The 23,387-nt window shown below is 57.9% G+C and carries 14 protein-coding genes; 7 read left to right on the top strand and 7 right to left on the bottom strand.

Annotation, left to right across the window (positions count from 1 at the left end; all coding sequences use genetic code 11):
* Positions 1 to 175 precede the first annotated feature (175 nt).
* The 4 genes from ACZZ0Q_RS04860 (at position 176) to ACZZ0Q_RS04845 (ending at position 5,289) form a co-directional block, all read left to right on the top strand.
* Entirely contained in the window at positions 176 to 3,007 is a 2,832-nt protein-coding gene (locus tag ACZZ0Q_RS04860) for a valine--tRNA ligase (RefSeq protein WP_463539897.1), read from the top strand.
* Between the two features lie 56 nt (positions 3,008 to 3,063).
* On the top strand, positions 3,064 to 3,360 hold the full coding sequence (locus tag ACZZ0Q_RS04855; protein WP_463539898.1) for a winged helix-turn-helix domain-containing protein: 297 nt from the start codon (positions 3,064 to 3,066) through the stop codon (positions 3,358 to 3,360).
* Complete coding sequence (gene rlmF, locus ACZZ0Q_RS04850; RefSeq protein WP_463560337.1) at positions 3,360 to 4,331, top strand: 23S rRNA (adenine(1618)-N(6))-methyltransferase RlmF; 972 nt, start codon at positions 3,360 to 3,362, stop codon at positions 4,329 to 4,331. The genes ACZZ0Q_RS04855 and rlmF overlap by 1 nt, the downstream gene beginning before the upstream one ends.
* 175 nt (positions 4,332 to 4,506) lie before the next feature.
* Complete coding sequence (locus tag ACZZ0Q_RS04845; RefSeq protein ID WP_463539899.1) at positions 4,507 to 5,289, top strand: tyrosine-protein phosphatase; 783 nt, start codon at positions 4,507 to 4,509, stop codon at positions 5,287 to 5,289.
* Positions 5,290 to 5,563: 274 nt separating this feature from the next.
* Here ACZZ0Q_RS04845 and ACZZ0Q_RS04840 read toward each other — a convergent pair whose 3' ends face one another.
* Positions 5,564 to 6,010, bottom strand: a complete 447-nt coding sequence (locus tag ACZZ0Q_RS04840) for a PACE efflux transporter (protein WP_463539900.1) — start codon at positions 6,008 to 6,010, stop codon at positions 5,564 to 5,566.
* Positions 6,011 to 6,098: 88 nt separating this feature from the next.
* On the opposite strand from ACZZ0Q_RS04840, the gene ACZZ0Q_RS04835 reads away from it, so the two are divergent.
* Complete coding sequence (locus ACZZ0Q_RS04835; protein WP_463539901.1) at positions 6,099 to 7,007, top strand: LysR family transcriptional regulator; 909 nt, start codon at positions 6,099 to 6,101, stop codon at positions 7,005 to 7,007.
* Between the two features lie 82 nt (positions 7,008 to 7,089).
* Positions 7,090 to 7,914 carry a substrate-binding periplasmic protein gene (locus tag ACZZ0Q_RS04830; RefSeq protein ID WP_463539902.1) on the top strand — a complete coding sequence of 275 codons (825 nt, stop codon included), beginning with the start codon at positions 7,090 to 7,092 and terminating at the stop codon, positions 7,912 to 7,914.
* 121 nt (positions 7,915 to 8,035) lie between these two features.
* Here ACZZ0Q_RS04830 and ACZZ0Q_RS04825 read toward each other — a convergent pair whose 3' ends face one another.
* Together ACZZ0Q_RS04825 and sbcD are read right to left on the bottom strand one after the other, a co-directional pair.
* Complete coding sequence (locus ACZZ0Q_RS04825; protein ID WP_463539903.1) at positions 8,036 to 11,479, bottom strand: AAA family ATPase; 3,444 nt, start codon at positions 11,477 to 11,479, stop codon at positions 8,036 to 8,038.
* Positions 11,476 to 12,696, bottom strand: coding sequence for an exonuclease subunit SbcD (gene sbcD / locus ACZZ0Q_RS04820; protein WP_463539904.1), 1,221 nt, complete (start codon positions 12,694 to 12,696; stop codon positions 11,476 to 11,478). Before sbcD ends, ACZZ0Q_RS04825 begins: the two co-directional genes overlap by 4 nt.
* A gap of 105 nt (positions 12,697 to 12,801) precedes the next feature.
* On the opposite strand from sbcD, the gene ACZZ0Q_RS04815 reads away from it, so the two are divergent.
* The gene (locus ACZZ0Q_RS04815) at positions 12,802 to 13,503 is read left to right on the top strand and encodes an HAD family hydrolase (protein WP_463539905.1); all 702 of its coding nucleotides are present in this window, start codon (positions 12,802 to 12,804) and stop codon (positions 13,501 to 13,503) included.
* 156 nt (positions 13,504 to 13,659) lie between these two features.
* Here ACZZ0Q_RS04815 and ACZZ0Q_RS04810 read toward each other — a convergent pair whose 3' ends face one another.
* From ACZZ0Q_RS04810 to ACZZ0Q_RS04795, 4 genes are all read right to left on the bottom strand, one after another.
* Positions 13,660 to 17,595, bottom strand: a complete 3,936-nt coding sequence (locus ACZZ0Q_RS04810) for a calcium-binding protein (RefSeq protein ID WP_463539906.1) — start codon at positions 17,593 to 17,595, stop codon at positions 13,660 to 13,662.
* Between the two features lie 2,301 nt (positions 17,596 to 19,896).
* Positions 19,897 to 20,259 carry a hypothetical protein gene (locus ACZZ0Q_RS04805; RefSeq protein ID WP_463560336.1) on the bottom strand — a complete coding sequence of 121 codons (363 nt, stop codon included), beginning with the start codon at positions 20,257 to 20,259 and terminating at the stop codon, positions 19,897 to 19,899.
* Between the two features lie 700 nt (positions 20,260 to 20,959).
* The gene (locus ACZZ0Q_RS04800; protein WP_463560335.1) at positions 20,960 to 21,457 is read right to left on the bottom strand and encodes a hypothetical protein; all 498 of its coding nucleotides are present in this window, start codon (positions 21,455 to 21,457) and stop codon (positions 20,960 to 20,962) included.
* Between the two features lie 511 nt (positions 21,458 to 21,968).
* Positions 21,969 to 23,384 carry an HlyD family type I secretion periplasmic adaptor subunit gene (locus ACZZ0Q_RS04795; protein WP_463539908.1) on the bottom strand — a complete coding sequence of 472 codons (1,416 nt, stop codon included), beginning with the start codon at positions 23,382 to 23,384 and terminating at the stop codon, positions 21,969 to 21,971.
* Positions 23,385 to 23,387 lie beyond the last annotated feature (3 nt).

Raw genomic sequence — 23,387 nt, 5'->3', positions numbered from 1 at the left:
GCGCAGAGGGATGCGGTTTCAAAGCAGCCGCAACCGTTTCCCCGTCGGACCGCTTATAACCCCGGCAAACCGGTGGCCCACCTCAACCCCGCATCACTCGCGTTCCCCGATCGCAGCCATCCCCGTTATACTTCCCGGCTTTCCGATTAGCTGCCAAAACAGGGTCCCGATCCGCATGGACAAGACGTACCAGCCCCACGCCATTGAAACCTCCTGGTACGAAACCTGGGAGTCGAAGAACTATTTCGCCCCGCAGGGTAGCGGCGACTCCTACACCATCATGATTCCGCCGCCGAACGTCACCGGCAGCCTGCACATGGGCCACGGCTTCAATAACGCGATCATGGATGCGCTGATTCGCTTCCGTCGGATGCAAGGCCGCAACACCCTGTGGCAGCCCGGCACCGACCACGCCGGTATTGCCACGCAAATGCTGGTAGAGCGTCAGATCGGCGCCCAAGGCCTGAGCCGTCACGACCTGGGTCGTGAAAAATTCCTGGAAAAAGTCTGGGAATGGAAAGGTCAGTCCGGCGGCAATATCAGCCGACAAATCCGGCGCCTTGGCTCCTCCGTTGACTGGAGCCGCGAAAAATTCACCATGGACCCCGACCTGTCCGAAGCCGTGCAGGAAGCCTTCGTACGCCTGCATGAAGACGGCCTGATCTACCGTGGCAAGCGCCTGGTGAACTGGGACACCAAGCTGCACACCGCCATCTCCGACCTCGAAGTGGAAAACCACGACGAGAAGGGCTTCCTCTGGAACCTGCGTTACCCGCTGGCCGACGGCGCCAAAACCGCCGATGGTCTGGGTTACCTGGTGGTCGCCACCACCCGCCCGGAAACCCTGCTGGGCGACAGCGCCGTGGCCGTGCACCCGAGCGACGAGCGCTATCAAGCGTTGATCGGCAAATTTGTTGAGCTGCCTTTGGTTGGCCGCCGCATCCCTATCGTGGCCGACGAATACTGCGACCCCGAATTCGGCACCGGCTGCGTGAAAATCACCCCGGCGCACGACTTCAACGACTACGAAGTAGGCAAGCGCCATAACCTGCCGCTGATTAACGTGCTGGACAAAAACGCCGCCCTGCTCGGCCGCGCCCAGGTGTTTAACATCGACGGCAGCGTCAATGCCGAGTTCGAAGCCAGCCTGCCGCAGCAATACGCCGGCCTCGACCGCTTCGTCGCGCGCAAACAAATGGTTGCCGACCTCGACGCCCAGGGCTTGCTTGAAAAAGTCGATGACCACGCACTGAAGGTGCCGAAGGGCGACCGCTCGGGCACCGTGATCGAGCCGTGGCTGACAGATCAGTGGTACGTGTCCACCAAGCCCCTGGCCGAAAAAGCCATCGCCGTGGTGGAAAGTGGCGAGATTCAATTCGTGCCCAAGCAGTACGAAAACATGTACTTCAGCTGGATGCGCGACATTCAAGACTGGTGCATAAGCCGCCAGCTCTGGTGGGGCCACCGCATTCCGGCCTGGTACGACGAAGCCGGCCACGTGTATGTAGGCCGTGACGAAGCAGAGGTGCGCGCCAAGCACAACCTCGGCGACATCGCCCTGCGCCAGGATGAAGACGTGCTCGACACGTGGTTCAGCTCCGGCCTGTGGACTTTCTCGACCCTCGGCTGGCCCAACCAGACCGAAGCGCTGAAAACCTTTCACCCCACCGACGTGCTGGTGACCGGTTTCGACATCATCTTCTTCTGGGTTGCCCGGATGATCATGCTGTCCACCCACCTGACCGGGCAGATTCCGTTCAAGACCGTGTACGTGCACGGCCTGGTGCGCGACGGCCAGGGCCAGAAAATGTCCAAGTCCAAGGGCAACGTGCTCGACCCATTGGATATCGTCGACGGCATCGACCTCGACACCCTGCTGGAAAAACGCACCAGCGGCCTGATGCAGCCGAAAATGGCCGAGAAAATCGCCAAGCAAACCAAGGCTGAATTCCCCGAAGGCATCGCCAGCTACGGCACCGACGCCCTGCGCTTTACCTTCTGCTCGCTGGCCTCTACCGGCCGCGACATCAAGTTCGACATGGGCCGCGTCGAGGGCTACCGCAACTTCTGCAACAAGCTGTGGAACGCCGCGAACTTCGTGATCGAAAACACCGATGGCCAGGACACTGGCGTTAACGGTGAAGAAGTCGAATTGTCGTCGGTAGACCGCTGGATCATCTCCCAGCTGCAACGCACCGAAGCCGAAGTGACGCGTCAGCTCGACAACTTCCGCTTCGACCTGGCCGCACAAAGCCTCTATGAATTCGTGTGGGACGAGTACTGCGCCTGGTACCTGGAACTGGTTAAACCGGTTCTGTGGGACGAGAACGCGCCGATTGAACGTCAGCGCGGCACCCGTCGCACCCTGGTGCGCGTGCTCGAAGTCATCCTGCGCCTGGCGCATCCGTTCATGCCGTTTATTACCGAGGAAATCTGGCAGCGCATCAAAGCGCAGGCGGGCGTCAGCGGTGACACGATCATGCTGCAAGCCTGGCCAGTGGCTAACGAAACACGCATCGATGCCGCTGCCGAAGGCGATATCGAATGGGTGAAAGCGCTGATGCTCGGCCTGCGCCAGATTCGCGGCGAGATGAACATTTCCATGGCCAAACGCATCGACGTGTTCCTGCAAAACGTCAGCAGCGAAGACCAGCGTCGCCTCAACGACAACGCACCGCTGCTGAACAAACTGGCCAAGCTCGATAACGTTACCGTGCTGGCCACTGGCGCTGAAGCCCCCATGTCTGCCACCGCCTTGGTCGGCGACATGCAGGTGCTGGTGCCCATGGCCGGGCTGATCGACAAGGACGCAGAACTGGCGCGCCTGGACAAAGAGATTCAACGTCTCACCCAGGAAGTGCAACGTGTCGGCGGCAAACTCGGCAACGCCGCGTTCGTCGACAAGGCACCCGCCGACGTCATCGCCAAGGAGCGCGCCAAGCTGGCCGAGGCCGAACAGGCCGTGGCCAAGTTCAATGAACAGCGCGATCGCATCGCCAGCCTCTAAGCTCTCTACTCCACGGCCCTGATCATCAGGGCCGTTTCACATTGAGGCCGCGCGCCATGGACGTCAGCAAAACCAAAAGCAGCTACTACCGCCGCCTGTACGTGGCCTGGTTGATCGACAGCGGCAGCGCCAGCAGTGTGCCGGCGTTGGTCGGTGTTACCGGCATGCCACGGCGCACCGCGCAAGACACGCTAGTGGCCCTGGCCGATCTGGACATCGACTGCCACTTTGCCCAGCAAGCCGGCGAGCGCAACAACGCCGGGCACTACGAAATACGCAGCTGGGGCGCCATCGACAAGCAGTGGATCGCTGCCAATCTGCCGCAAATAAAGCGCGTGCTGGGTTATCCGTAATGTCCGCAAAAAAACCGGCACCGGCTGAGAAAAAAGCCGTGCTGCACCCACGCAACCGCCATCAAGGCCGCTACGACTTCGCCCAGATGATCAAAGCCAGCCCCGAGCTCGGCGCCTTTTTGATCATCAATCCCTACGGCAAGCAAAGCATCGACTTCGCCAATCCTGCGGCAGTAAAAGCCTTCAACCGCGCGCTGCTTCAGCAGTTCTACGGCGTTCGCGGCTGGGACATTCCGCCGGCCTACCTGTGCCCACCCGTGCCTGGCCGCGCCGACTATTTGCACTACCTTGCCGACCTGCTCGGCGCCAGCCATGACGGCGTCATCCCGCGCGGCGCGGTCGTGCGCGGTCTGGACATCGGCGTCGGCGCCAACTGCATCTATCCGCTCATAGGTCAGCATGAATACGGCTGGAGCTTCGTCGGTGCCGACATCGATGCGCAGTCGCTGGCCTCGGCCGCCGCCATCCTCAACGCCAACCCGCACGCCGCTACGGCTATCGAATTGCGTCAGCAAGCAGATGCCACGCATATCTTCGAAGGGCTGATCGGCAGCGAAGAACGCTTCGACTTCACCCTCTGCAACCCACCTTTCCATGCCTCCCTGGACGAAGCCCGCAGCGGCAGCCAGCGCAAGTGGAAAAACCTCGGCAAGCTCGACCCCAGCCGCACACTGCCTGAACTGAACTTTGGTGGCCAAAGCAACGAACTGCACTACGAAGGCGGCGAGCTGGCGTTTATCAGTCGCATGGCCGAAGAAAGCGTGGCCGTTGGCGCGCAGGTGTTTTGCTTCAGCACCCTGGTGTCGAAAGTCAGCAACGTCGCCTTGCTACAGGCGCGATTGCAAGCACTCGGCGCCGGCGATATTCGTGTGGTGGACATGGCCCAAGGGCAGAAACAAAGCCGCTTTGTGGCCTGGACCTTCCTCGACAAAAACCAACGCCGCGCGTGGCGTAAGGCGCGCTGGGCTTAACAACTGGCCCCGTATCGATAACGCGCTTTTTCTGGCCGTGCCGCCACGGTAACAATCGGAACCGTAAACGTTAGCGCGACGCCATTGCCGTCCCACCCACAGAGCCAGCCTACAGCACGCGCCATGCGCTTAATAGAACATCGCTACCTGACGAATTCCACCATCAGGAGCCACCATGTTCACCGCCCGCGCCTTGGTTTTACTGCTTCCATTGTGTCTGCTGCTTACCGCCTGCAGCGCTCCAGCCATACAAGATTCGCGAGACGTTTACGCCCAGGTACTCGAACAGCAGGCTGAAGAAACAGCGGTAATGAGTACGTTCAATCCGGGGCTGATCGCACTGATCGAGCGCGCGGATTTCGGCAATTTCCTGTTCCGCGGCAACATGCCGGTAAAAGACAAACAGTTCACCTACAACGAACTGCGCATGGCGTTGCAGCAAGCCGCGCCGGGCCAGTCATTGCCCGAACAGTTTTACCTGGTCGATATCAGCCTGGTGAACACCATCAACCCGCAGGAAGCGGACGATCTGAAGGTTGAAAAATCGTTTTGGGCAAAGAACAGCAAGCTGGGACGGCTGATCAATCACCCGGTTTACGGCAGCTTGACCTCGCCGAACGACTACTCGAAAAGCGTGCGTAAAAAGCTGGAAAAAATACCCACGCTGAGCAACACCGACGTGCTGCTGGAAAACATCCAGAGCCTGCTTCAGGCGCCCCAGCAATCCGGCCTGCCCTTGGTGTTGTACATCCATTGCGAAGCCGGTAAAGACCGCACCGGCGAAATCGCCGCTGCCTATGCCATGAAATACCAGCAAGCCTCCTATGCCGACGCGTATGCCAACGGCAAACGCATCGCCAAGCGCGACCTGAGCAAATTCAGCCGCAATGAATTGCAGTGGTATGCCTACTTTCTGAAGGACATCAAGAAAGTGTCGACCGTTGGCGATATCCGCTAAATGCATCGCCGCTCAAGCCGCTCCGCAGGCGATTTTGTAGGAGCCACCTTGGTGGCGAATCGTGGAAACGAAATTCCCGATCTGTGTCTGCGGGGTTCGCTAGCAAGCTAGCTCCTACGGGGCTTGCGTGAGGTTTGGGAGCGGTAATAGCCGTACGGAAGCATTAACGCCGTGAGGGCGGCAGGGTGGCATTCCGATCAGCCGCCCGTTTCTCCCGGGGATGCGCGGCCCGTAGGTTGGCCTGACAAAGGAAGCTCAACAGCACCCGAAAACCCTACCCCGCCTGCACCTCGTGCCCAGCCCCCAACGTCGCGCTCGGCACGCCGAACAGCAGGTCGAAGCCCCACTGGAACACAAACGCGTAGAGCAGAAAAAATAGCATCAGCGAGAAGTCGGTGGCCAGCGCTTGCCACCAGCCGATGCTCAGCCCCCACACCAGCATCGGCACCGTCATCAGCAACAAACCCAACTCGAAAGCAACGGCATGCAGCACGCGCCGCGCCACGGTGCGTTGGGGTTTGCGTTGGCGTTTTTCCCAGCCTTCGAACAGGCTGTTGAACACCATGTTCCAGGCCATCGCCACCAAACACAGCGCCAACGCCAAGGCACCGGTTACCGCTAACCCACCATCAAACGCCCAGGCCATGGCCGGGGTAATAAACAACAGCGCGACCGCTTCGTAGCTGATCGCCTGAACCACCTTGCGTTTTTTGCCTTGCATCACTGCGTACTCACGCTTGCCAATTTGCGGCCACTGTATTTCTAATGTACTGAAACCTTAAGTCAGCTTGTTTCAGGAAAACTGATAGATGAGCCTCAGCAAAGATGCCGTGCAAGTGTTTCTCGCCGTGCTCGACAAGGGCTCGTTCTCCGCTGCCGCCCGCAGCATTGGGCGGGTGCCGTCGGCCGTGAGCATGACCATCAGCAATCTGGAAGCCGACCTCAATTTGGAACTGTTCGACCGCTCCGGCCGCGAGCCGCAACCCACCGCCGCGGCGCTGGCCCTGCAAGCCAAGGCGCGTTTTATGCTGCAGCAGTTCGAACTGTGGGAAGCGCAGGCCCTGACGCTGTCGACCGGACTGGAAAGTTGCCTGAGCCTTGCCATCGCTCCGGAGCTGCTGGCCTCCGACTGGGCGACTCCACTGGCCAAGTTGGCCGAACGCTACCCCACGCTCGATGTGGAAGTGCTGGCCGCGCCCGAAGCCGACGCCATTCGGCTGTTGCATGAAGGCCGCGTGCAGTTGGCGCTGGTGTTCGAGAATCCCAACTTCGACAGCCGCGAGTGCTGCCAGGAAACCACCCAGGAAACGTTGCTGGCGGTGATTGCCCCGCACCATCCGGCTATCACCAGCGGCAGCCAATTGCGAATCGATGAACTGGCCGAACACCGGCAAATCGTCGTGGCGGGCCGCGACCCGGAGCCGCTGCAACCGCGCTTTCTGCAAGCTCATCACCACTGGCGCACCGACAGCCACACCGCCGCCTTGCGCATGATGCAAGCCGGGCTCGGTTGGGGCTATTTGCCGGAGTCGCTGGTGCGCCCGACATTGCAGGCCGGCAGCCTGGTGGAATTGCAGCTGAGCAATATTTCTCAACTGTCGTTGTGGGTCGACCTGGTGTGGTCAAACAGCAAGCCGTTGGGCCTGGGTGCGCAGCACTTTATCGAGCTGGTGCGCGAGCAGCGCCAACAGGCCACCAAGCGCTCTAAACCGAACTGATTCGGGGCATTAAATTGCCCTGTCGAAGCCGCACAGTTCTGATAGCCTTCCGGTTCCATCGACTGGCCAGAGCAGGTAAAACATGACTGAGGAGACCGACCGCATGGCCGTGTATGCCCGTCGTGTTGCTGCCACCCGCCGCCTGTTTCTGGCCGCGCTGTTCACCCTACCCCTGATGGCTTCGGCCGAACCGAATAACACCGGCGGCAAGCTGCGCGTACTCACCGAACATTCGCCACCTGGCGAATACCAAGAAGCATCCGGGCGCGTCACCGGGCCAACGGCCGAGATGGTGCGCGAGTTGATGCGCCGCGCCGGAGAAAGCGCCGAAATCGAACTGCATCCCTGGAAGCGAGGCTACGACTACGCGCTGAGCGACCAGCCCGTCGCGCTATTCGAAACGGCCCGCACCCGCGAGCGCGAAAACCTGTTCAAGTGGGTGGGGCCGATCAAACGCATCTCCCGCGGCTTGTACACCCTTGAAGAAAACGCCCAGCCGCTGGAACGCCTGGAAGACGCCCGCGCCAGCTCCGGCATCTGCGCCTACAACGGCGACAGCAGCGCCGACATGCTTGTGCAACAAGGCTTCGCCAACCTGGCCCTGCCCACCTTGCCGGAACAGTGCCTGAGCATGTTGCTGCACAAACGCGTAGCCATGTGGGCCACCAGCGACGTCGAGAAAGACGCCTTCCTAGCCACCGTCGGCCTGCCGCCCGCCACCATCACCCGCGTGCTCAAACTGGAAATGCGCGAGCTGTACATCGCCTTTTCCCTCGCCACACCCGACAGCACCGTCCAGCGCTGGCAAACCACACTCGATGAGATGAAACGCGACGGCACCCTGGCCGCGTTCTATCGCGGCACGTATTCAGAAGAACAGATTACAGCGGTGAGTTCGGTGGAATAAAAGCCCCACCTCACCCCTGTAGGAGCGGCTTTAGCCGCGATGGGGCGGGCCTGCAAACCGCGCCCTACACCGCGACCACATCAACAGCTCGCGGCTGAAGCCGCTCCTACAGGTACGTGCATTACCCCGGCGTTACCGCATACCGCCGATCCAACGCGCTATACCCCAACCCCACGCTCTTGTGCACTTTCAACTGCACCGGAATCCGCTCTTTCAGCGCTTCGACGTGGCTGATGATGCCGATCATCTTGCCGCTGGCGTTCAGCGCGTCGAGCGCGTCCAGGGCCACTTCCAGCGTCTCGCCGTCGAGCGTGCCGAAGCCTTCGTCGAGGAATAACGAGTCGATGCTGGTTTTGTGGCTCACCAGGTCGGACAGAGCCAACGCCAAGGCCAGACTGACCAGAAAACTCTCCCCGCCCGACAGCGTTTTGCAGTCGCGGGCGACGTCGCCTTGCCAGGTGTCCAGCACTTCAAGTTCCAGTTCGCCGCTGCCACGACGCGCCAGTTGGTAGCGGCCGTGCAGACGCTGCAGTTGCTGGTTGGCGAGGTACACCAAATGGTCGAGCGTCAGGCCCTGGGCGAACTTGCGGTATTTGGCGCCGTCCGCTGAGCCGATCAAGCCGTTGAGGTGCTGCCAGAGGTCATGCTCGGCGCTCTTGTCTTCAATTGCCGCAAACAAGGCCTGCTGACTGGCGCGGCGGGTGGTGTCGCTGTGCAGTTGGGCGCGGATTTCGCCTTGGCGCTGGCTGAGCTGTTTGAGCTGCTCGCTAAGCTGTTGCGCCTGGGCATCCAACTGCTCGCTCGCCAGTTCGGTCAGCGGCGTGGTGTGCAAGTGCGCCAGCGTCTCGCTGCTGGCGGCATGCAGGGCCTGGGCTTCGGTCAGGGCTTTTTCCAGTGAGGTTTTCAATGCGTGCAACTGCGCCTGCTGCGCCTCGCTCAATAGCGCCGCCTGGTAAGCCGCCTCATCCGCAAATGGGCTGTTTGCCAACGCCTCGTGCCACGCCTTTTGCTGCGATTGCAGGGTGCGCTGGTCGTCTTCCAGCAGCTCGCTCAAGGTTTGATATTTCCCCAGCAAGGCACTGACGTGTTGCAGCGCAGCGTGGTAGTCCTGCTCGACAGCTGCCAAGCGCGGCAATGCATCCACCTGCTCGGGCAGTTGCGCCAATGCCTGCTGACCTTGTGCTTGCCAGCGTTGCTGCCACAGAGCGCTAACCTGCGTGGCGTTGTCCAACGCATGGTGGGCGTCGCTCAGTTGTCCCTGCACCTCAATCAACGCGCGCTGGCGCGATTGATAGCGGCTCCATTCCTGCTCACGTTCGGCTAACCACTGGGCGCCGTCTTCGGGCAGGGCGTATCCGAGTTCGGTCAGCGCGGCGGCCAGGCGTGTTTGCTGTTCATGGCGCTGCGCTTGGACGTGCGCCAATTGCGCGTCGAGCTCGTGTTGTTGCTGCCCGGTGGCCTGTTGGTCTTTGTGCAGCAGCGCGACCTGCTGGGTACTGTCGCGATGGTTTAGCTGCGCTTGTTGACTGGCCAGGCGCGCCGCCTCGATGGCGGCTTTAAGCGCGTCCACTGCGGCGAGACGCTGTTGCAGCTGTTCGAGTTCGTGCTGGTGACGCGCCTGCTCTGCCTTCAGTCCGGCGGTGTCTTCCAGCTGCACATTCAACGCCGCGCATTGCTCGGTCCATTGCTGGGCCTGCGCCAATCGCTCGCGCTCCACGTTTTGCTGTTGCTGGGTCTGCTGCTGCGCCCGCTCGACCAGCGCTGCAAGCTCAGCGCCCAAGGCTTCACCCTGAGCACGCAAGACGTCCAACTGTGTTTTTTTCGTCTCCAATTCCCGTTGCGTCGCCGAGCTGTCGAGCTGCTGATACGCACTCACGGCCGGATGCTCCAAGGCGCCGCACAACGGGCACGGCTCGTGCGCTTGCAACTGCGCCCGGTAGGCTTCCAGCGCCTGAATGCGCTGCTCCTGTTCCAGCAGTTTTTCCTTGTCACGCACCTGTTGCTGCACGTCTTTGTACTGCTCACGCAGCGCGTGAAGGGTTTGCTCTTTGGCGGTTTTTTCCGGCGTTAACTCGGCCAGCGCGGTTTCCAATTGCTTGGCCTGTTGCGCCAGTTGCTGGCGTTGCAGGCCGATCTGCTGCAAGCGCTCCAAGCCGTGACCCTGCGCGATCAGGCGTTGGCCGTGGTCGCGCAATTCACGTTCGGTCTGGCCGGCCAGCAGCGTTTGTAGCTGCTGATGCTGCGCCTGTTCTGCGGCCTCGGTGCGCTGCAGATGCTGCTCGGCTTCCGTCACTTGCACCGTAACTGCGTGCAGTTGCTGAGCCACGCTGGCGGCGGTTTGTGCCAGCGCCTGGTCGCGCTGTTGAAGCTGCACAATCGTGGCGGCCAGTTCAGCGTCAGCGGCGAATTGTGCGCGCCATACGCCAAGCTGTTCGCCCCATTGCGCATGATGCGGTTGCTGCGCGAGCTGCTCGGTAAGCGTCTGCAACTGGGCCGATAACTGCGCGACCTGTGTATGCCGAGCGTCCGTGATTTGCTGGCTCAGTTGGCAGGCCTGCCAGAGGTCGTGCTGCACCTGTTGACTGGCTTGGCGCTGCGCCTGCTCGGTGCTTTCCAATTCCTGGGTACGCTGCGCCACGCACTGCAACGCCCGCTGCCAGGCGCTATGGCTGGGCTGCAACTTCAGCGCCGGGGCGCTGGCGGCAAGGCGCTGCAATTGCGGCTCTGCCTCGGCCAATTGGGCGCTGGCGTGTTGCGCTTGAGTGGCCGCTAACTGCGCCTGACGCTCGGCTTTAGCGAGGTCTTCGCGCCACTGCCGCTGCTGTTGAACCTGCTGTTGTTCGGCGAGCAGTGCGGCCTCGCTGCCGCCCAGTTGCGCGCCCTCCTCCTCAAGCGCTTGCCGCTGCTCGTCGCTGAGCAATTCGACGCCCTCGGCACGGGCGCGCAGGTGGCCCAGCTCATCGCGCACCTCACGGGTACGCTCGAATACGCGCTGGGAAATCTGCCCATAAATGTCGGTGCCGGTCAGCTCTTCCAACAGCTCGGCGCGCTGATTGGCGTTGGCTTCGAGAAACGCCGCAAAGCCGCCTTGCGCCAGCAACATGGACTTGGTGAACCGCTCGAAATCGAGTCCCGTCAGGCTTTCGGTTAGCCGGTACTTTTCGTTGATCTTGTCGCTGAGAATTTCGCCCTCGCCGGTGCTGGCATCTACCTTGGCCAGCTCGACCTTGGGCGCCTGCAATGCGCCGTCGCTTTTGGCCCGCGCGCGGCGTTGGCTCCAGAAGGCCCGATAACGCTGGCCCTTCACCTCGAACTCCACCTCAGCCAGGCAATCGGCGGTATGGCGGGTCATCAGCTCGTTGGCGCTGGCCGACAAGGTGCTCATGCGTGGTGTGCGGTGATACAGGGCCAGGCAGATGGCGTCGAGCAAGGTGGTTTTACCGGCGCCGGTCGGCCCGGTGATGGCGAACAGGCCGTTGTCTTTGAATGGCTCGGCGGCGAAGTCGATCTTCCATTCGCCTTTGAGGGAATTGAGATTCTTCAGGCGCAGGCTGAGGAGTTTCATACCTCCTCCTCGCGTAACTCGCTAACCACTTGCCGGTACAAACCATGCAAACGCTGGTGCAGTTCCGGTTCGACGGTTTCGCTGGCGAGGCGCTGGGCGAACACATCGTCGGTGCTCAGCTCATCCAGCGTTTCCTTGGCGTTGCCTTGCAGGGTGGCGCTGGCGTTGCCGCGCTCACGGCGGATGCGCAGCACCTCCACCGGCAACCCTTCAGTCATCGCCTGAATGCGGGGCTGCAGATCGCTCAGGTAGTCGTCGCCACTCACGCACACTTCCACCCACACCGGCCGCTCGGCCGTACCCTGCTGCGCCGCTTCGGTGATCGCCTGCTGCAACTCGACCAGCGAACCGCGCACCGACACCAACGCCTGCGAGCGCGGCACCGTCAGCGCCTGGATGTTGGCCAACTCGCGCCCGGCAAACTCCACCAGCAACACCTCTTTGCTCTGCTTGGCTTCGTCGAAGCTCAACGGAATGGGCGACCCGCAGTAGCGAATATGTTCCAGCCCACCGACTTTCTGCGGTCGATGAATATGTCCCAGCGCGATATACGCGGCCGGCGGAAACGCACTGGTGGGGAAGGCTTCAAGGGCACCGACGTAAATCTCGCGCACCGACTCGCTGGCGCTGGCGCCGACGGTGGTGAGGTGGCCCGTGGCAATAATCGGAAGCGCACCGCCCAGCTCATCGCGGCGCGTTTCGGCCAGGGTAAACAGCTGCTGGTAATGCTCGTGAATGGCTTCTCGCAGCGACAACTGTTTGTCTTGCGCGCTCTGCCCGGCCTGGCTATGCAACACATCGCGAGGACGAATAAAAGGAATGCCGCACAACAGCGCAGCGGGGTTGCCGGCGCGGTCGTTAAGCACCAGCAGTTGCTCGCTAAGCGGTTCGCACACGGCAGGGATAACGCGGGTATTAAGGTGCGCCAGCAGGCTTTTGCTCTCGCCGAGCATGGCCACCGAATCGTGGTTGCCACCCAGCACCACCAACTGCGTGCCGGTGGCGCGCAAGGCGACGATAAATTCGTTGTACAACTCGCGGGCGTAACTGGGCGGTGCGCCAGTGTCGAAGATATCGCCGGCAATAATCAGCGCATCCACGGCATGCACCGCACATTGGTCAATCAACCATGTGGTAAAAGCCTGGTGCTCGGCTTGGCGGGTCTTGCCCATAAAATGCTGGCCAAGGTGCCAGTCAGAGCTGTGCAGAATGCGCATCCCGGTCTTATTCTCGCGGTTTTCAAGGCGCCAACCTTGAATCAAAGCGCCCCCCTTGGCAAATCACACCGCGCTGTCGTCGCAGCGCTATGGAGCTTGATTCCCATGACCACAGCCAGCTACATCGACTTGTTGATCAGCGATTGCGATGGCGTACTGATCGACAGCGAAATCGTCGCCGAACGCATACTGCGCGATGCCTTGGCCACCCTGGTTCCGCGCCACGAATTGGATGTGGTGCTGCATGGCACGTTCGGCCTGCAAGGGCGCGATATTCTGGCGCGCGTGCAAGCGCACTTCGGCATCGAATTGCCCGCCAGTTTTATCCGCGAGCTGCAACACGGCACCGCCTCGCGCATTCACGAACTGGCGCAACCCATTCCCGGCGCGCGCGACGCCTACTTGAGCATCGACCTGCCGTTGGCCGTGGCCTCCAACAGCAACCTCGACGGCATCGTTCGTTCCCTACATCGCTGCGAACTTACCGAACGCGTCGACAGCGGCATCTTCGCCGCCGAACAAGTACCCCGGCCCAAACCCGCACCAGACGTGTACCTGTTCGCCGCGAAAACCAACGGCGTACCGCCCGAGCGCTGCCTGGTAGTGGAAGACAGCAGCACCGGCGTCACCGCCGCGCTGACCGCCGGCATGCGCGTGATCGGCTTTCTCGGCGCCAGCCATATTCCACCGGAACACGGCGAAACCCTGCGCGAGCTAGGCGTCGAGCACCTGATTAAACACATGGATGAACTGCCAGCGCTGGTCGAACGCCTGCGCCGGGAGCCGCCGAAGAGCGTGTTGGTGTAAAGCAAAACGCGGATGCCGTAGGAGCCAGCTTGCTGGCGAACCCTGCGAACTTCATTGGTGAATGTCGTTTCCAGGGTTCGCCAGCAAGCTGGCTCTTACAGGGCACCTGCTCGACACGGCAATCGCAATGCCGCTCAGTGGCTGCCGCCGAGGTGGTTAGCCCCAGCTTGACGCCAGCACCGGTTCCAGTGCCGCTTGGTAGTTAGGCGGCAGGTTGCTGCTGGCGGAACCCGGTGGTGCAAAAGCGGCCATGGCCTCCACCAGGCGATTGACCTTCGCGGCCGTTAACGCATCGCCATTAGCGGTGGAAAACTCCTCGACCTGCCGGCTTTCGTCGACATACCAATCGCGGATGGTGAGCTTGTCGCCAGTGCCGAGAATGGTGATATCCAGGCTGTTGGCGTAGCGCTTGAACCAGAGCTGATCCAGGCTGATTTCGTCCAAAAATTGCACCCGGTCAAGGCTGCTGACATCGCTGTCGTTTTCGATAATGGTGTCGTGCCCGTAGCCACGTCCGAAGATATACGTATCGCCACCCGCACCGCCGGTAAGAATGTCGGTGCCGCCTTTGCCGTCAAGCACGTTGGCGGCCGCGTTGCCGCTGATCCAGTTCTGCTGATTATTGCCGGTGCCATTGATTGCCCGTGTGCCGGTCAAGGTCAGGCTTTCAACGTTATCGCTAAGCGTGAAGTCGACGTAAGTGTCGACCCGATCCATGCCTTCGCCTGCCAACTCGACTACGCGGTCATCTACCGAGTCGACGATATAACGGTCATCGCCTGCCCCACCAACCATCAGGTCATTGCCAGCACCGCCGTTCAGCACGTTGTTGCCGGCATTGCCGCGCAGCGTGTTGGCCAGCGCATTACCGGTGCCGTTGATGGCAGCGCTACCGGTGAGGGTGAGATTTTCCACATGGGCGCCAAGGGTGTAAGTGATGCTGCTGTCGACCTGGTCCAGGCCTTCGCCGGCCAATTCGGTGACGCGGTCGCCGATGTTATCGACGATGTAACGGTCATTGCCGCTGCCGCCGCTCATGGCGTCTGCGCCCAGCCCGCCATCAAGCGTGTCGTTACCGGCCTGGCCCTCAAGGGTGTCATTGCCCGCGCCGCCGCTGAGTACGTTGTCGCCGCGATTACCCACCAGCAAATTGTCCTGCGAGTTGCCGGTTGCGTTGATGTCTTCGTCCCACAACTTCAGCGGTTCAAGGGTGTAAATCGCGTAGCCACCGGCAACGTTGGCCGCCCGGCGAAACTGTTCCACACCGACAAAGCGGGTCATGTCGCTAACTTTTTCGCGGCCTGAGTCGGCAATGTAAAAGCCCAGCAATTGGCCCGTGGTTTCGCTGTACGCCACGCCGGTCAGCGTGACCATGTGGTTGATGGCGCCGTTGTCGTCATAGGCCGGGTCATCCCACAGCGCACCGGCGTTTACCGCTTGCAGCACGCCGCGGCCGCTGCGCAACAGATTGGCCGTGCCGGCTTCGTTGTAGCCCACGATCAAGTCATTGCGGATGCCGTAGCTATTGAGAATCGCCTGCTGCTGAACATAGTTGGAGCCGCCGCGCTGAAATGGCGAGAGCGTGGGATCTTGCACCGCCCATTTGTTATCGATGGCCACGCGCAACACGTCGCCCTCAGTGGTGGGGCGGTCCGCTTGGCTGAGCAGATTGGCAATCGAGGTCAAGGCGCAGGTGCCACGGAAGGTCGGCTCCGCGTCGCCTTGCATATAGTCGAGCTCGTTGGCTTTGGGGAAGCCATACACCAGGCTGGGTTGGCCATCGATGCTGCCGCGCTCGGCCTTGGAGAAGTCCAGCAGAATGATGTTTTCGACATTGTCTGCCAGGGTGTGGCTGATGCTGGCCTGCACGGTGTCGATGCCTTCGTTCGTCAACTCGACGGTTTGGTCACCAACGTTATCGACAAAGTACGTATCGTTGCCTGCGCCACCGATCATGCGGTCCGCGCCGGTTACGCCATCAAGAATGTTATCGCTGCTATTGCCGATCAACAGGTTGTCCAGCGCGTTGCCGGTGCCATGAATATCGAAACCTTCGAGCAACCGCAGCTCTTCAACATTCGCGTTGAGCAGGTAGGTCGTGCTGCTGATTACCCGGTCGTAGCCTTCGCCTTTGAATTCGAGGATGGAATCGTTAACGCTGTTCACCACATAGGTGTCATCGCCCTTACCACCTTCCATCTCGTCTGCGCCCGCGCCGCCGTCGAGGTAATCGTTGCCCAGTCCGCCGAGCAAGCGGTCATTGCCAGCCCCGCCGTACAGGAAATCATCATCGGTTTCGCCGAAGCTCAGGGTTTGCTTGGCTTCATTGCTCGCCGTGAAACCGATCAGAATGTCGTCGCCGTCACCGCCATACAGCACATCGTTGCCCACCTGACCGAACAGGCGATCGTTGCCCTCACCGCCATACAGGAAATCATTGCCTGCCCCGCCTTCCAGATCGTCGTTGCCGGCCTCGCCATACAGTGTGTCGTTGCCCAGGCCGCCAAGGGCGTAATCGTTGCCGTTGCCGCCGTAGATGATGTCGTCATCAGTTTCGCCGGGACGCAAGGTCTGCTTGGCGTCGTTGGTTGGGGTAAAGCCCACCAGGATGTCATCGCCATCGCCGCCCCAGAGCACATCGTTACCCACGTGGCCGAACAAGCGATCGTCACCCGCCTCACCCATTAACAGGTCGTTGCCCGCATTGCCGTGAAGCTCATCGGCGCCAGCCCCGCCAAACAAGCGGTCATGGCCCTCGTCGCCGGCAAGAAAGTCGTCGTCAGCGCCGCCATCCAGCACATCGTCCCCCAGCCCACCGTACAGGCTGTCATTCCCGGCGCCGCCATACAGCGTGTCGTTATCCGTCTCACCAAAGAACAGCGTCTGCTTGGCTTCATTGCTGGCGGTGAAGCCCATCAGCAAATCGTCGCCGGCGCCGCCCCACAGGGTATCGTTGCCGACCTGACCGAACAGCCGATCATTGCCAGCCTCGCCCAGCAACAGATCATTGCCATCGCCGCCTTGCAGCTGGTCTGCGCCATAACCGCCGAATAGCGTGTCCGCGCCTGCGTCGCCGTAGAGCTGATCGTCGTCAGCGCCTCCATCCAGGAAGTCGTCACCCGCTCCACCAACCAGTAAGTCCGCGCCCGCTTGGCCGTAGAGCAAGTCGTTATCGGCCTCGCCGTACAGATAGTCAGCGCCGTAGCCGCCGACCACGATATCCGCGCCGGTGCCGCCAAACAGGTAGTCATCACCGCTGCCGCCGTCGAGATAATCGTTACCCTCATCACCCGAAAGTTGGTCGTTGCCCTCTTCGCCATAGAGCGTGTCGTGCCCACCGTAGCCCCACAAATTGTCGTTGCCCGTACCGCCCCAGATCGAATCGTTACGCGCACTTCCGCCCACGCTGTCGTTGCCGCCACCGCCAAGAAAATGAGTGAGCAAATTGATATTGATATAGCGATAGCTCGACGCGTAGTACTGCGCATTGAACGAATCATCGCCATCGGTACCGATCAAATAGTTCTGGTTGTTGTAATTCACCTTCACCTGATCGGGCTTCCAGAAAAACAGGCCCTCTACCGTCGAAAACCATTCGTCCGCCTTGCGCAATGCAGCGAAGTTGCTGGCAGGAACCGAACCACGAGTTGCGTCGAGATAGCCGGGCACCTGCGCGGTTTCAGATGGCCGAGGCGGCGGCGTTGCGATTCCCCCGAACTGACTGTTGCCCTGCGTAAAAAACTCATAATCCGCCGCACGGATATTCCCCACACCGCGCTGGGCGAGGGTTCTCATTTCGTCCGCGTCGATCTGCCCGTTCTCGTTTATGTCCGCCCACAAGGTGAGGCCATTTAGCTCATTGCCTGAGAGTTCGCCGTCTTTATTGGCGTCGCGGGTTTGGAGTTGGGCCGCTGTGAGGCCGCGGCCGTTGCTATCGAAAAGCGTTAGGGTTTTGTTGGCGATGGAGGCGGCGGTGTCGTTTATTTCGGAGCGGGAGTCGTAGAAGGCGCCGATGGGGGTTGAACCCAGGCCGGATAGGTCGAAGTTGTAGGTCGGAGTTAGGGCGCCGAAGAGGTTGTTGGCGTTGTTCAAAAGAGCGTTGGAGGACCATTTGGTGAAGTCGTTGTAGAATTTCCCGGTTATTACGCCCTGATTTAATAGTCTTTCGGCATGATACTGAGAGTTTGCGATATCGTCATAGGACTTGATGGTCGTCGGCGCGAGCAAGTTATCGACGGCATTGTTGACCCCAAGTGGATCCCACCAATCCAGTAAACTACCAGCCCCTTCCACCGCTGCGTCGTAGTAAGGAAATATGTGCTGAAAAAGATGATCTTGCAAGAATACTGAGTGACCGGCGACTTCTACTTGCTTTTCGATATATTTGCCAATCATCGCCCCTAAAAATGATTTTACAAAACGAGTTTTACCCCTTTCATCCTCCATCGACCGTGGATTGTCGAACTGCCCCTTAAGCGTTTCCCACAGAAATTTCTCGCCTTTCTCTGGAATCAATTTATCGATGTAATAGACAACCAATTGTCCTGCTAGCTGCGTACTCAAAACCGCGATCAACTTAGCCGTGTTTTCAGCGTTACCATCTTCAGCGTAGTCAGTCATGGCCTCATATACTGATTCGATAGAATCCTGCAATTCAAATGCCTCGATCGCAGCAGTGCCTAATCGCTCTAAGCTACTCATAATCTTTCCTTAACTTGGTTAGTAACGCCTTTGAAAGCCCCAAAATAACCTCAAGGCAAATAGAAACAGCGAGATATATGCAAAAAATCAACTGGAAGTCCGTTATGCGTTCGCGATATATCCAAAGAAAAAAAGCCGACAACAGAAGCAGTAACAGCTCCAAGCAAAATCTTTTCGTTGAAATGCTATAAAATTGAACATCTAAAAAAGCGGCAAGAAAAACCCTGACAATCGCGAAACTTGAAACAAAAAACACTAAAAGCTCTTTTTCCCTACCGTTAAGCAAGAGAAACAATATTATTAAAACCGAAACATCTAACTTTCCAGGAAATATAAACCATCTCATACGCCGCCTCCTTTACCCGAGACAACCGAGCTGGACTGATCCGATCTGTTTATAGCCATCTAGTACTATTCTCTGCGAGTATTGGTTGCGCAACCAGATCTATAAAGCAAATACAACCAACCTGACTCCGGGGAGAAGTCACTCATACTCATAAGAATAGAAAGATATAAAAGATATAAAAGATATACCTTTTACAAATACGGGTACGCTTCGGTAACGCTTCGACATTCCTCGCTTACGATCGAATAATTAATTCCACCATTTGCCTTTATCCTTTCCAACAAGTCATCTGCCACCTGCGCGTCCGGGATGAGCTGCCAAATAAGATGTGTGATATACCAGCTGCGCGATTTCCCATTTTATTTGACAACCACCTGAGTCTTCAAAACTGTAAACATGCAAGAGATCCTTAGCAGCCTTGAAATCCCGACCCGATATAGCGATAACATTCGCAATCGCTAGATTGTGATCTCTACACGCCACTGTTAAATCCAAGCACGGACCCCCGGAAAGAATACGTAGCTGCATGTCGCTACCCTGCCGAATCCGCAGAGAGGTCATAAAATCGACGTGTATCGGAGCAACTTTTTCAGAATCGGCTAATACTGCATCGTCCCCAACTATTTTGATCGCCCATCGTGTACTGACAATCCCCCCTCGAAGCCATGCGACGAAGAAAGGTAACCAACACAACGATAATAAATAAAAGTCTACCTAGACTCTTCATCCCGGCACCGAAACCTAGTCGATCAATACATATAAAACTGCTCCTCTCGGGCGGAGATTTCAATATGATTTTTGCATCTTAAGAGCCTTCCTACACGAGATAAATAATTTATACGTACGGGAAATAAGCTGACGGAGAAAGGAGATAGATGAAGCTAATTACCAACCTGACCTAGAACCGAAAACGCGATCAATCTTGGAATTCTTACGAAGCGTCCCAAATGACTTCTTTGACAACGCGCCCACGGCCCCCCATCGATGGAATCGCACGACCGCCTGCGCAAGATCCAAAGCACGATCAGTTTTAATCGCTTTGTAAGCATCCACAGCAGCCTGTTGGCGGTCAGCGCTCTTAATTATCACCAGCGCCGTAGCGCTATTACCGATGATATCTTTTCCCTTTAATTTTAAATTTTGCGACAACCAACAAAAACCTGAGCGGCTTGGTTGCCATATAGGAAGCCACAAATAATATGCACATCTCACCCGCTGGGAAGACCTCTATCTCCGCCAGTTAAGATTAAATAATCTACGATCAATCTCATACATCACCTCCATTTCAAAATCTGCTTTTTGTTGCGCGCTCTCTAATATACCTTTAATTACTTCTTCCTTCCTGCTCATTTTGAGTTATTCCGAATCATCAGCTTCTTCAATAAAAATGTATAAATTAAAACAAGCAGCAACTGCAGTACCGCACTAATACAAAAGCCAATTACATTTATCTGCTGCAGCTTCTTCGAGGCGACAGCAAAAGCAACGTCTCGCTCTGCTTTTGAACCTTGATCGGTTTCTATCGATCGAAGATTGTCGAGCAAAGGGAAAAAATTCTTTGCGGGATTATCATCCGAGGAAAAGTACCTCTTCGAAACAGCTTTAGTTTGAGAAGCTATAGTGGCGCTAGCGATGCCCACGGTGATGACGCAGCAGATCATTAATACGTAAATCTTTAAAAAAACTGGGAATTTCAGCATTGGCAACATTAAATCTCCCAAGTGTTTTAGTTAAGCGCTTGTCGCCTAAGCTGCCAGCAAAGTAGCGAAACAAGACGTCCAAGCACGGTATAATCTTAACCTAGGGAAGCAGTAGCAACATCCAAATATCCTGCGTAAAACCGACAGCAAGCCTTTATGAAAAACCCGCCTCAATATCAAATCCTGCGCGCCCCTGAGTACAAATTAAGCTGCTTCAATCTCCTGCAGAGCGCAATAACGATTTATGGCCTTATGAATCTTCCTACTTAATTTAAATAATTAACCAAGACATCAAAGCCCTTTTTCTGGGAAGCCGACAATAAAAGAATCGAAAATAAGGGGCGCACCACGTTTAAGCGATCATAAAAAGTGCGACCAGAAGGTTTTGATGAACAAATAATCGATTAACAGGGAACTTCAAGCGCGAGGCTGTCCGTCCTCCAAATCAGTCGAGGAAGCCAGCTGCCTTCGTCACTCGCGGATTAGGCGCTTCCTTAAACCGCTCTATAAGTGCGCCAATACGACATGGACAAAAGCGATCCGGCACTCCAAGCCAGTGTTCGCCCGAAAGCTAATAGCGATGAGCTAATTGCATTGAAAGCGAGATACGGGCAGAAGGCGGCCGCGAGGTGCTCTGCACGACCCGCAAAAAACGGACGATTTATTGAAACGCTCAATATTCGCTTGCTTCACAAGTGACCCGCCCTTGTTACTTTATAAGTTTCGCCGACCCGTATCGATTTACAAGATAAATCCAACCCAGTGAAGTTGGCCCCTCCGCTACACCAACCAAAAAGGCAAGATAGCCTAGGTACGCTTTCGCCATGTGTGGATTATCAAAAAAATATTGCTCGCACGCTGCGACTTTGAGTGAAATCCGAATCCCGCCCTCCTTTTTAATTTTTTCAATCGCATAAGCTGCTAGTTCCGCTTTGTTTGCTGGCTTCCTCAAGATCTCCTGCACAGCAGTAATTAGGTAAGCAAGCTCAAGCTTCGCTTGGCAAGTCGAATAATCCAGATCTGATTCAGAAGAAAATATCTCCAGCGTCTTATATATTGAGCTTGCATCCCCTCCACTAATTGAGGCTGCATTTATCATAGCTAGTAAAACGGTTTCACATTCGCCCTCCGTCTTAAAGCCTCCGCAGCCACCCATACGTTTTATTTCTACGTAGTCATGCTTGCTCGGTCTAAGCTTTAGCGACATCAGGTAGATATTTTCGCTTTTGCTTAACGTAGCGTAGATACTCTGTACAAGCGCCGACTCTCCGCCGGCCAAATCAATCGCCCAACCTAATCTATCGGCGGTTGCAACTGCTCAAAGTGCGGATATAAAAGCTATGAACACCAACAAAATACAGCTTGAACAGAACCTGACCATACTTACCCCGGCGAAAAATAACTCCTCACCAAAACGCTGTTAAGATGCAGCTGCCGCTCACTATTCCTAACACCATCAAAACCGCGCCAATCAGCTCAATGGCGCGATTATTTTGCTCATGCATATAAGTCCCAATCAACAGCAGACCCAACAAATAACCCTTTAGTATCCCTTCGAAACTACTCGCTCGCTCAAAGGTCATGGGAACACCCATATTTATGAGTACCCCTAGGATCAATCCGACAGCTACACTCGCAACCATAAGCGAGTTATTTAGCCGTTTCTTGATTGGCTCAAACAATGCCATAGCCCACCCAACAGTTTTGAATATCGATTTCTACCGCTCCCTCAAACTCTCACTCGCATACGCCTTCAACGGACTCAGGAAGTAATCAATCACCCGCCTCTTATTGGTCTTAATCTCGGCCGTAACAGCCATGCCCGGCGATAGCACCACCGTTCTGCCGTCTACCTGAATTGTCTTTTCTTTGAGCTGGATACGCGCGCTGTAAACCAACCCGCGTTTCTCGTCGTCGATGGCGTCGTTGGAGAGGGAGATGACGGTGCCGGGTATGACGCCGTATTTGGTGAAGTTGAAGGTTTCTACTTTTACTTCAACGTCCTGGCCTGGGGTGACGAAGCCGATGTCTTTGTTTTCGACCATGGCTTCAACTTCAACGGGCTGGTCGCTGGGCACGATGATCATCAGCGGCTGGGCCTGGGTGACGACGCCGCCGTGGGTGTGGATGGCGAGTTGTTGCACGGTGCCGGCTACCGGTGCGGTGAGGTGGGTGAGGCGGTCGCGTTGTTGGGCTTTTTTCAGTTCCTGGGTTAACGCGGCGATTTTCTGCGCGGCTTCCTGTTGCAGGTCGAGCATGGCGCGACGGGTTTGCGCCAGTACGCTTTCGCGGCGTTGTTGGGCTTCTTTCCTGGCGGCTTGCAGTTCGGTGACGCGAGCTTGCTGAACGACCAGTTCGCGTTCCTGGCCAAGGCGGGTGTGTTCTTTTTCCAGCCAGGCGTGTTTGCCGAGAATGCCTTTGTCGCGCAGGTTTCTATAGTCGGTGGCGAGCTGTCGGGCGATGGGCAGGGTTTCGCGCAAGGACGCAACGCTGGCTTGGGCGGCGTGGATACCTGCAGTTTGTTGGTCGATGGCTGCGCTCACCTGGTCGAGGCTGCTGCGCAGTTCCTGGTATTGGCCTTCAACCCATCGCTGCGCAGCGGCTGCCTGGCCCACTTCCACGTCCTGCAACTGGTCTGCCATCGAGGCAGGGGCCCGGTCGTGGGCGATGGCGTCGAGCAAGGCGCTGGCGCGGGCGTGGTCGACCTTGGCGGCGCTGAGGTCGCTGCGGGTGCGTTGCACGTCGGCGGCGGTGATCTGGCTGTCGAGTTCCACCAGCAGTTCGCCGGCCGTTACGGTTTGGCCGTCGTAAACATGAATGGCACTGACTACAGCCGCCTCGCTCGGCTGAATGACTTTGGTTTTGCCATTGGGAACAATTTTGCCGCTGGCGCTGGCCACCACGTCGATTTTGCCAAAGCAGGCCCACAACAGTGCCAACACGGCGAAGCTCATGATCAGCCACTGCGCGTAACGTGGCGCGGGGTGTACGGGTTGTTCCTGCAGGGCCAGGGCGGCGGGCATAAATTGCGTTTCGTCGCGCTCGTATGCGGGGCTTTGCATGGCTTTGCGCTGGCTCCAGGCGTGACGCCATACGTGGCGATAGCGGTCGAGCAAGTCGGTTTTGGCGCTCATGGC

This window comes from Pseudomonas sp. AC070, from assembly GCF_979258635.1.
Note: the sequence above shows the minus strand (reverse complement) of the source record. Positions and strands in the feature narration are given on the sequence as shown.

Bases quoted from the DNA above. Each gene is read 5' to 3' on its own strand.
- rlmF (WP_463560337.1), top strand. From the start codon at position 3,360: ATGTCCGCAAAAAAACCGGCACCGGCTGAGAAAAAAGCCGTGCTGCAC.
- ACZZ0Q_RS04800 (WP_463560335.1), bottom strand. From the start codon at position 21,457: ATGTCGCTAAAGCTTAGACCGAGCAAGCATGACTACGTAGAAATAAAA.
- ACZZ0Q_RS04835 (WP_463539901.1), top strand. From the start codon at position 6,099: ATGAGCCTCAGCAAAGATGCCGTGCAAGTGTTTCTCGCCGTGCTCGAC.
- ACZZ0Q_RS04845 (WP_463539899.1), top strand. From the start codon at position 4,507: ATGTTCACCGCCCGCGCCTTGGTTTTACTGCTTCCATTGTGTCTGCTG.
- ACZZ0Q_RS04860 (WP_463539897.1), top strand. From the start codon at position 176: ATGGACAAGACGTACCAGCCCCACGCCATTGAAACCTCCTGGTACGAA.
- ACZZ0Q_RS04825 (WP_463539903.1), bottom strand. From the start codon at position 11,479: ATGAAACTCCTCAGCCTGCGCCTGAAGAATCTCAATTCCCTCAAAGGC.
- ACZZ0Q_RS04830 (WP_463539902.1), top strand. From the start codon at position 7,090: ATGACTGAGGAGACCGACCGCATGGCCGTGTATGCCCGTCGTGTTGCT.
- ACZZ0Q_RS04855 (WP_463539898.1), top strand. From the start codon at position 3,064: ATGGACGTCAGCAAAACCAAAAGCAGCTACTACCGCCGCCTGTACGTG.
- ACZZ0Q_RS04815 (WP_463539905.1), top strand. From the start codon at position 12,802: ATGACCACAGCCAGCTACATCGACTTGTTGATCAGCGATTGCGATGGC.
- sbcD (WP_463539904.1), bottom strand. From the start codon at position 12,696: ATGCGCATTCTGCACAGCTCTGACTGGCACCTTGGCCAGCATTTTATG.
- ACZZ0Q_RS04795 (WP_463539908.1), bottom strand. From the start codon at position 23,384: ATGAGCGCCAAAACCGACTTGCTCGACCGCTATCGCCACGTATGGCGT.
- ACZZ0Q_RS04840 (WP_463539900.1), bottom strand. From the start codon at position 6,010: ATGCAAGGCAAAAAACGCAAGGTGGTTCAGGCGATCAGCTACGAAGCG.
- ACZZ0Q_RS04805 (WP_463560336.1), bottom strand. From the start codon at position 20,259: ATGTTGCCAATGCTGAAATTCCCAGTTTTTTTAAAGATTTACGTATTA.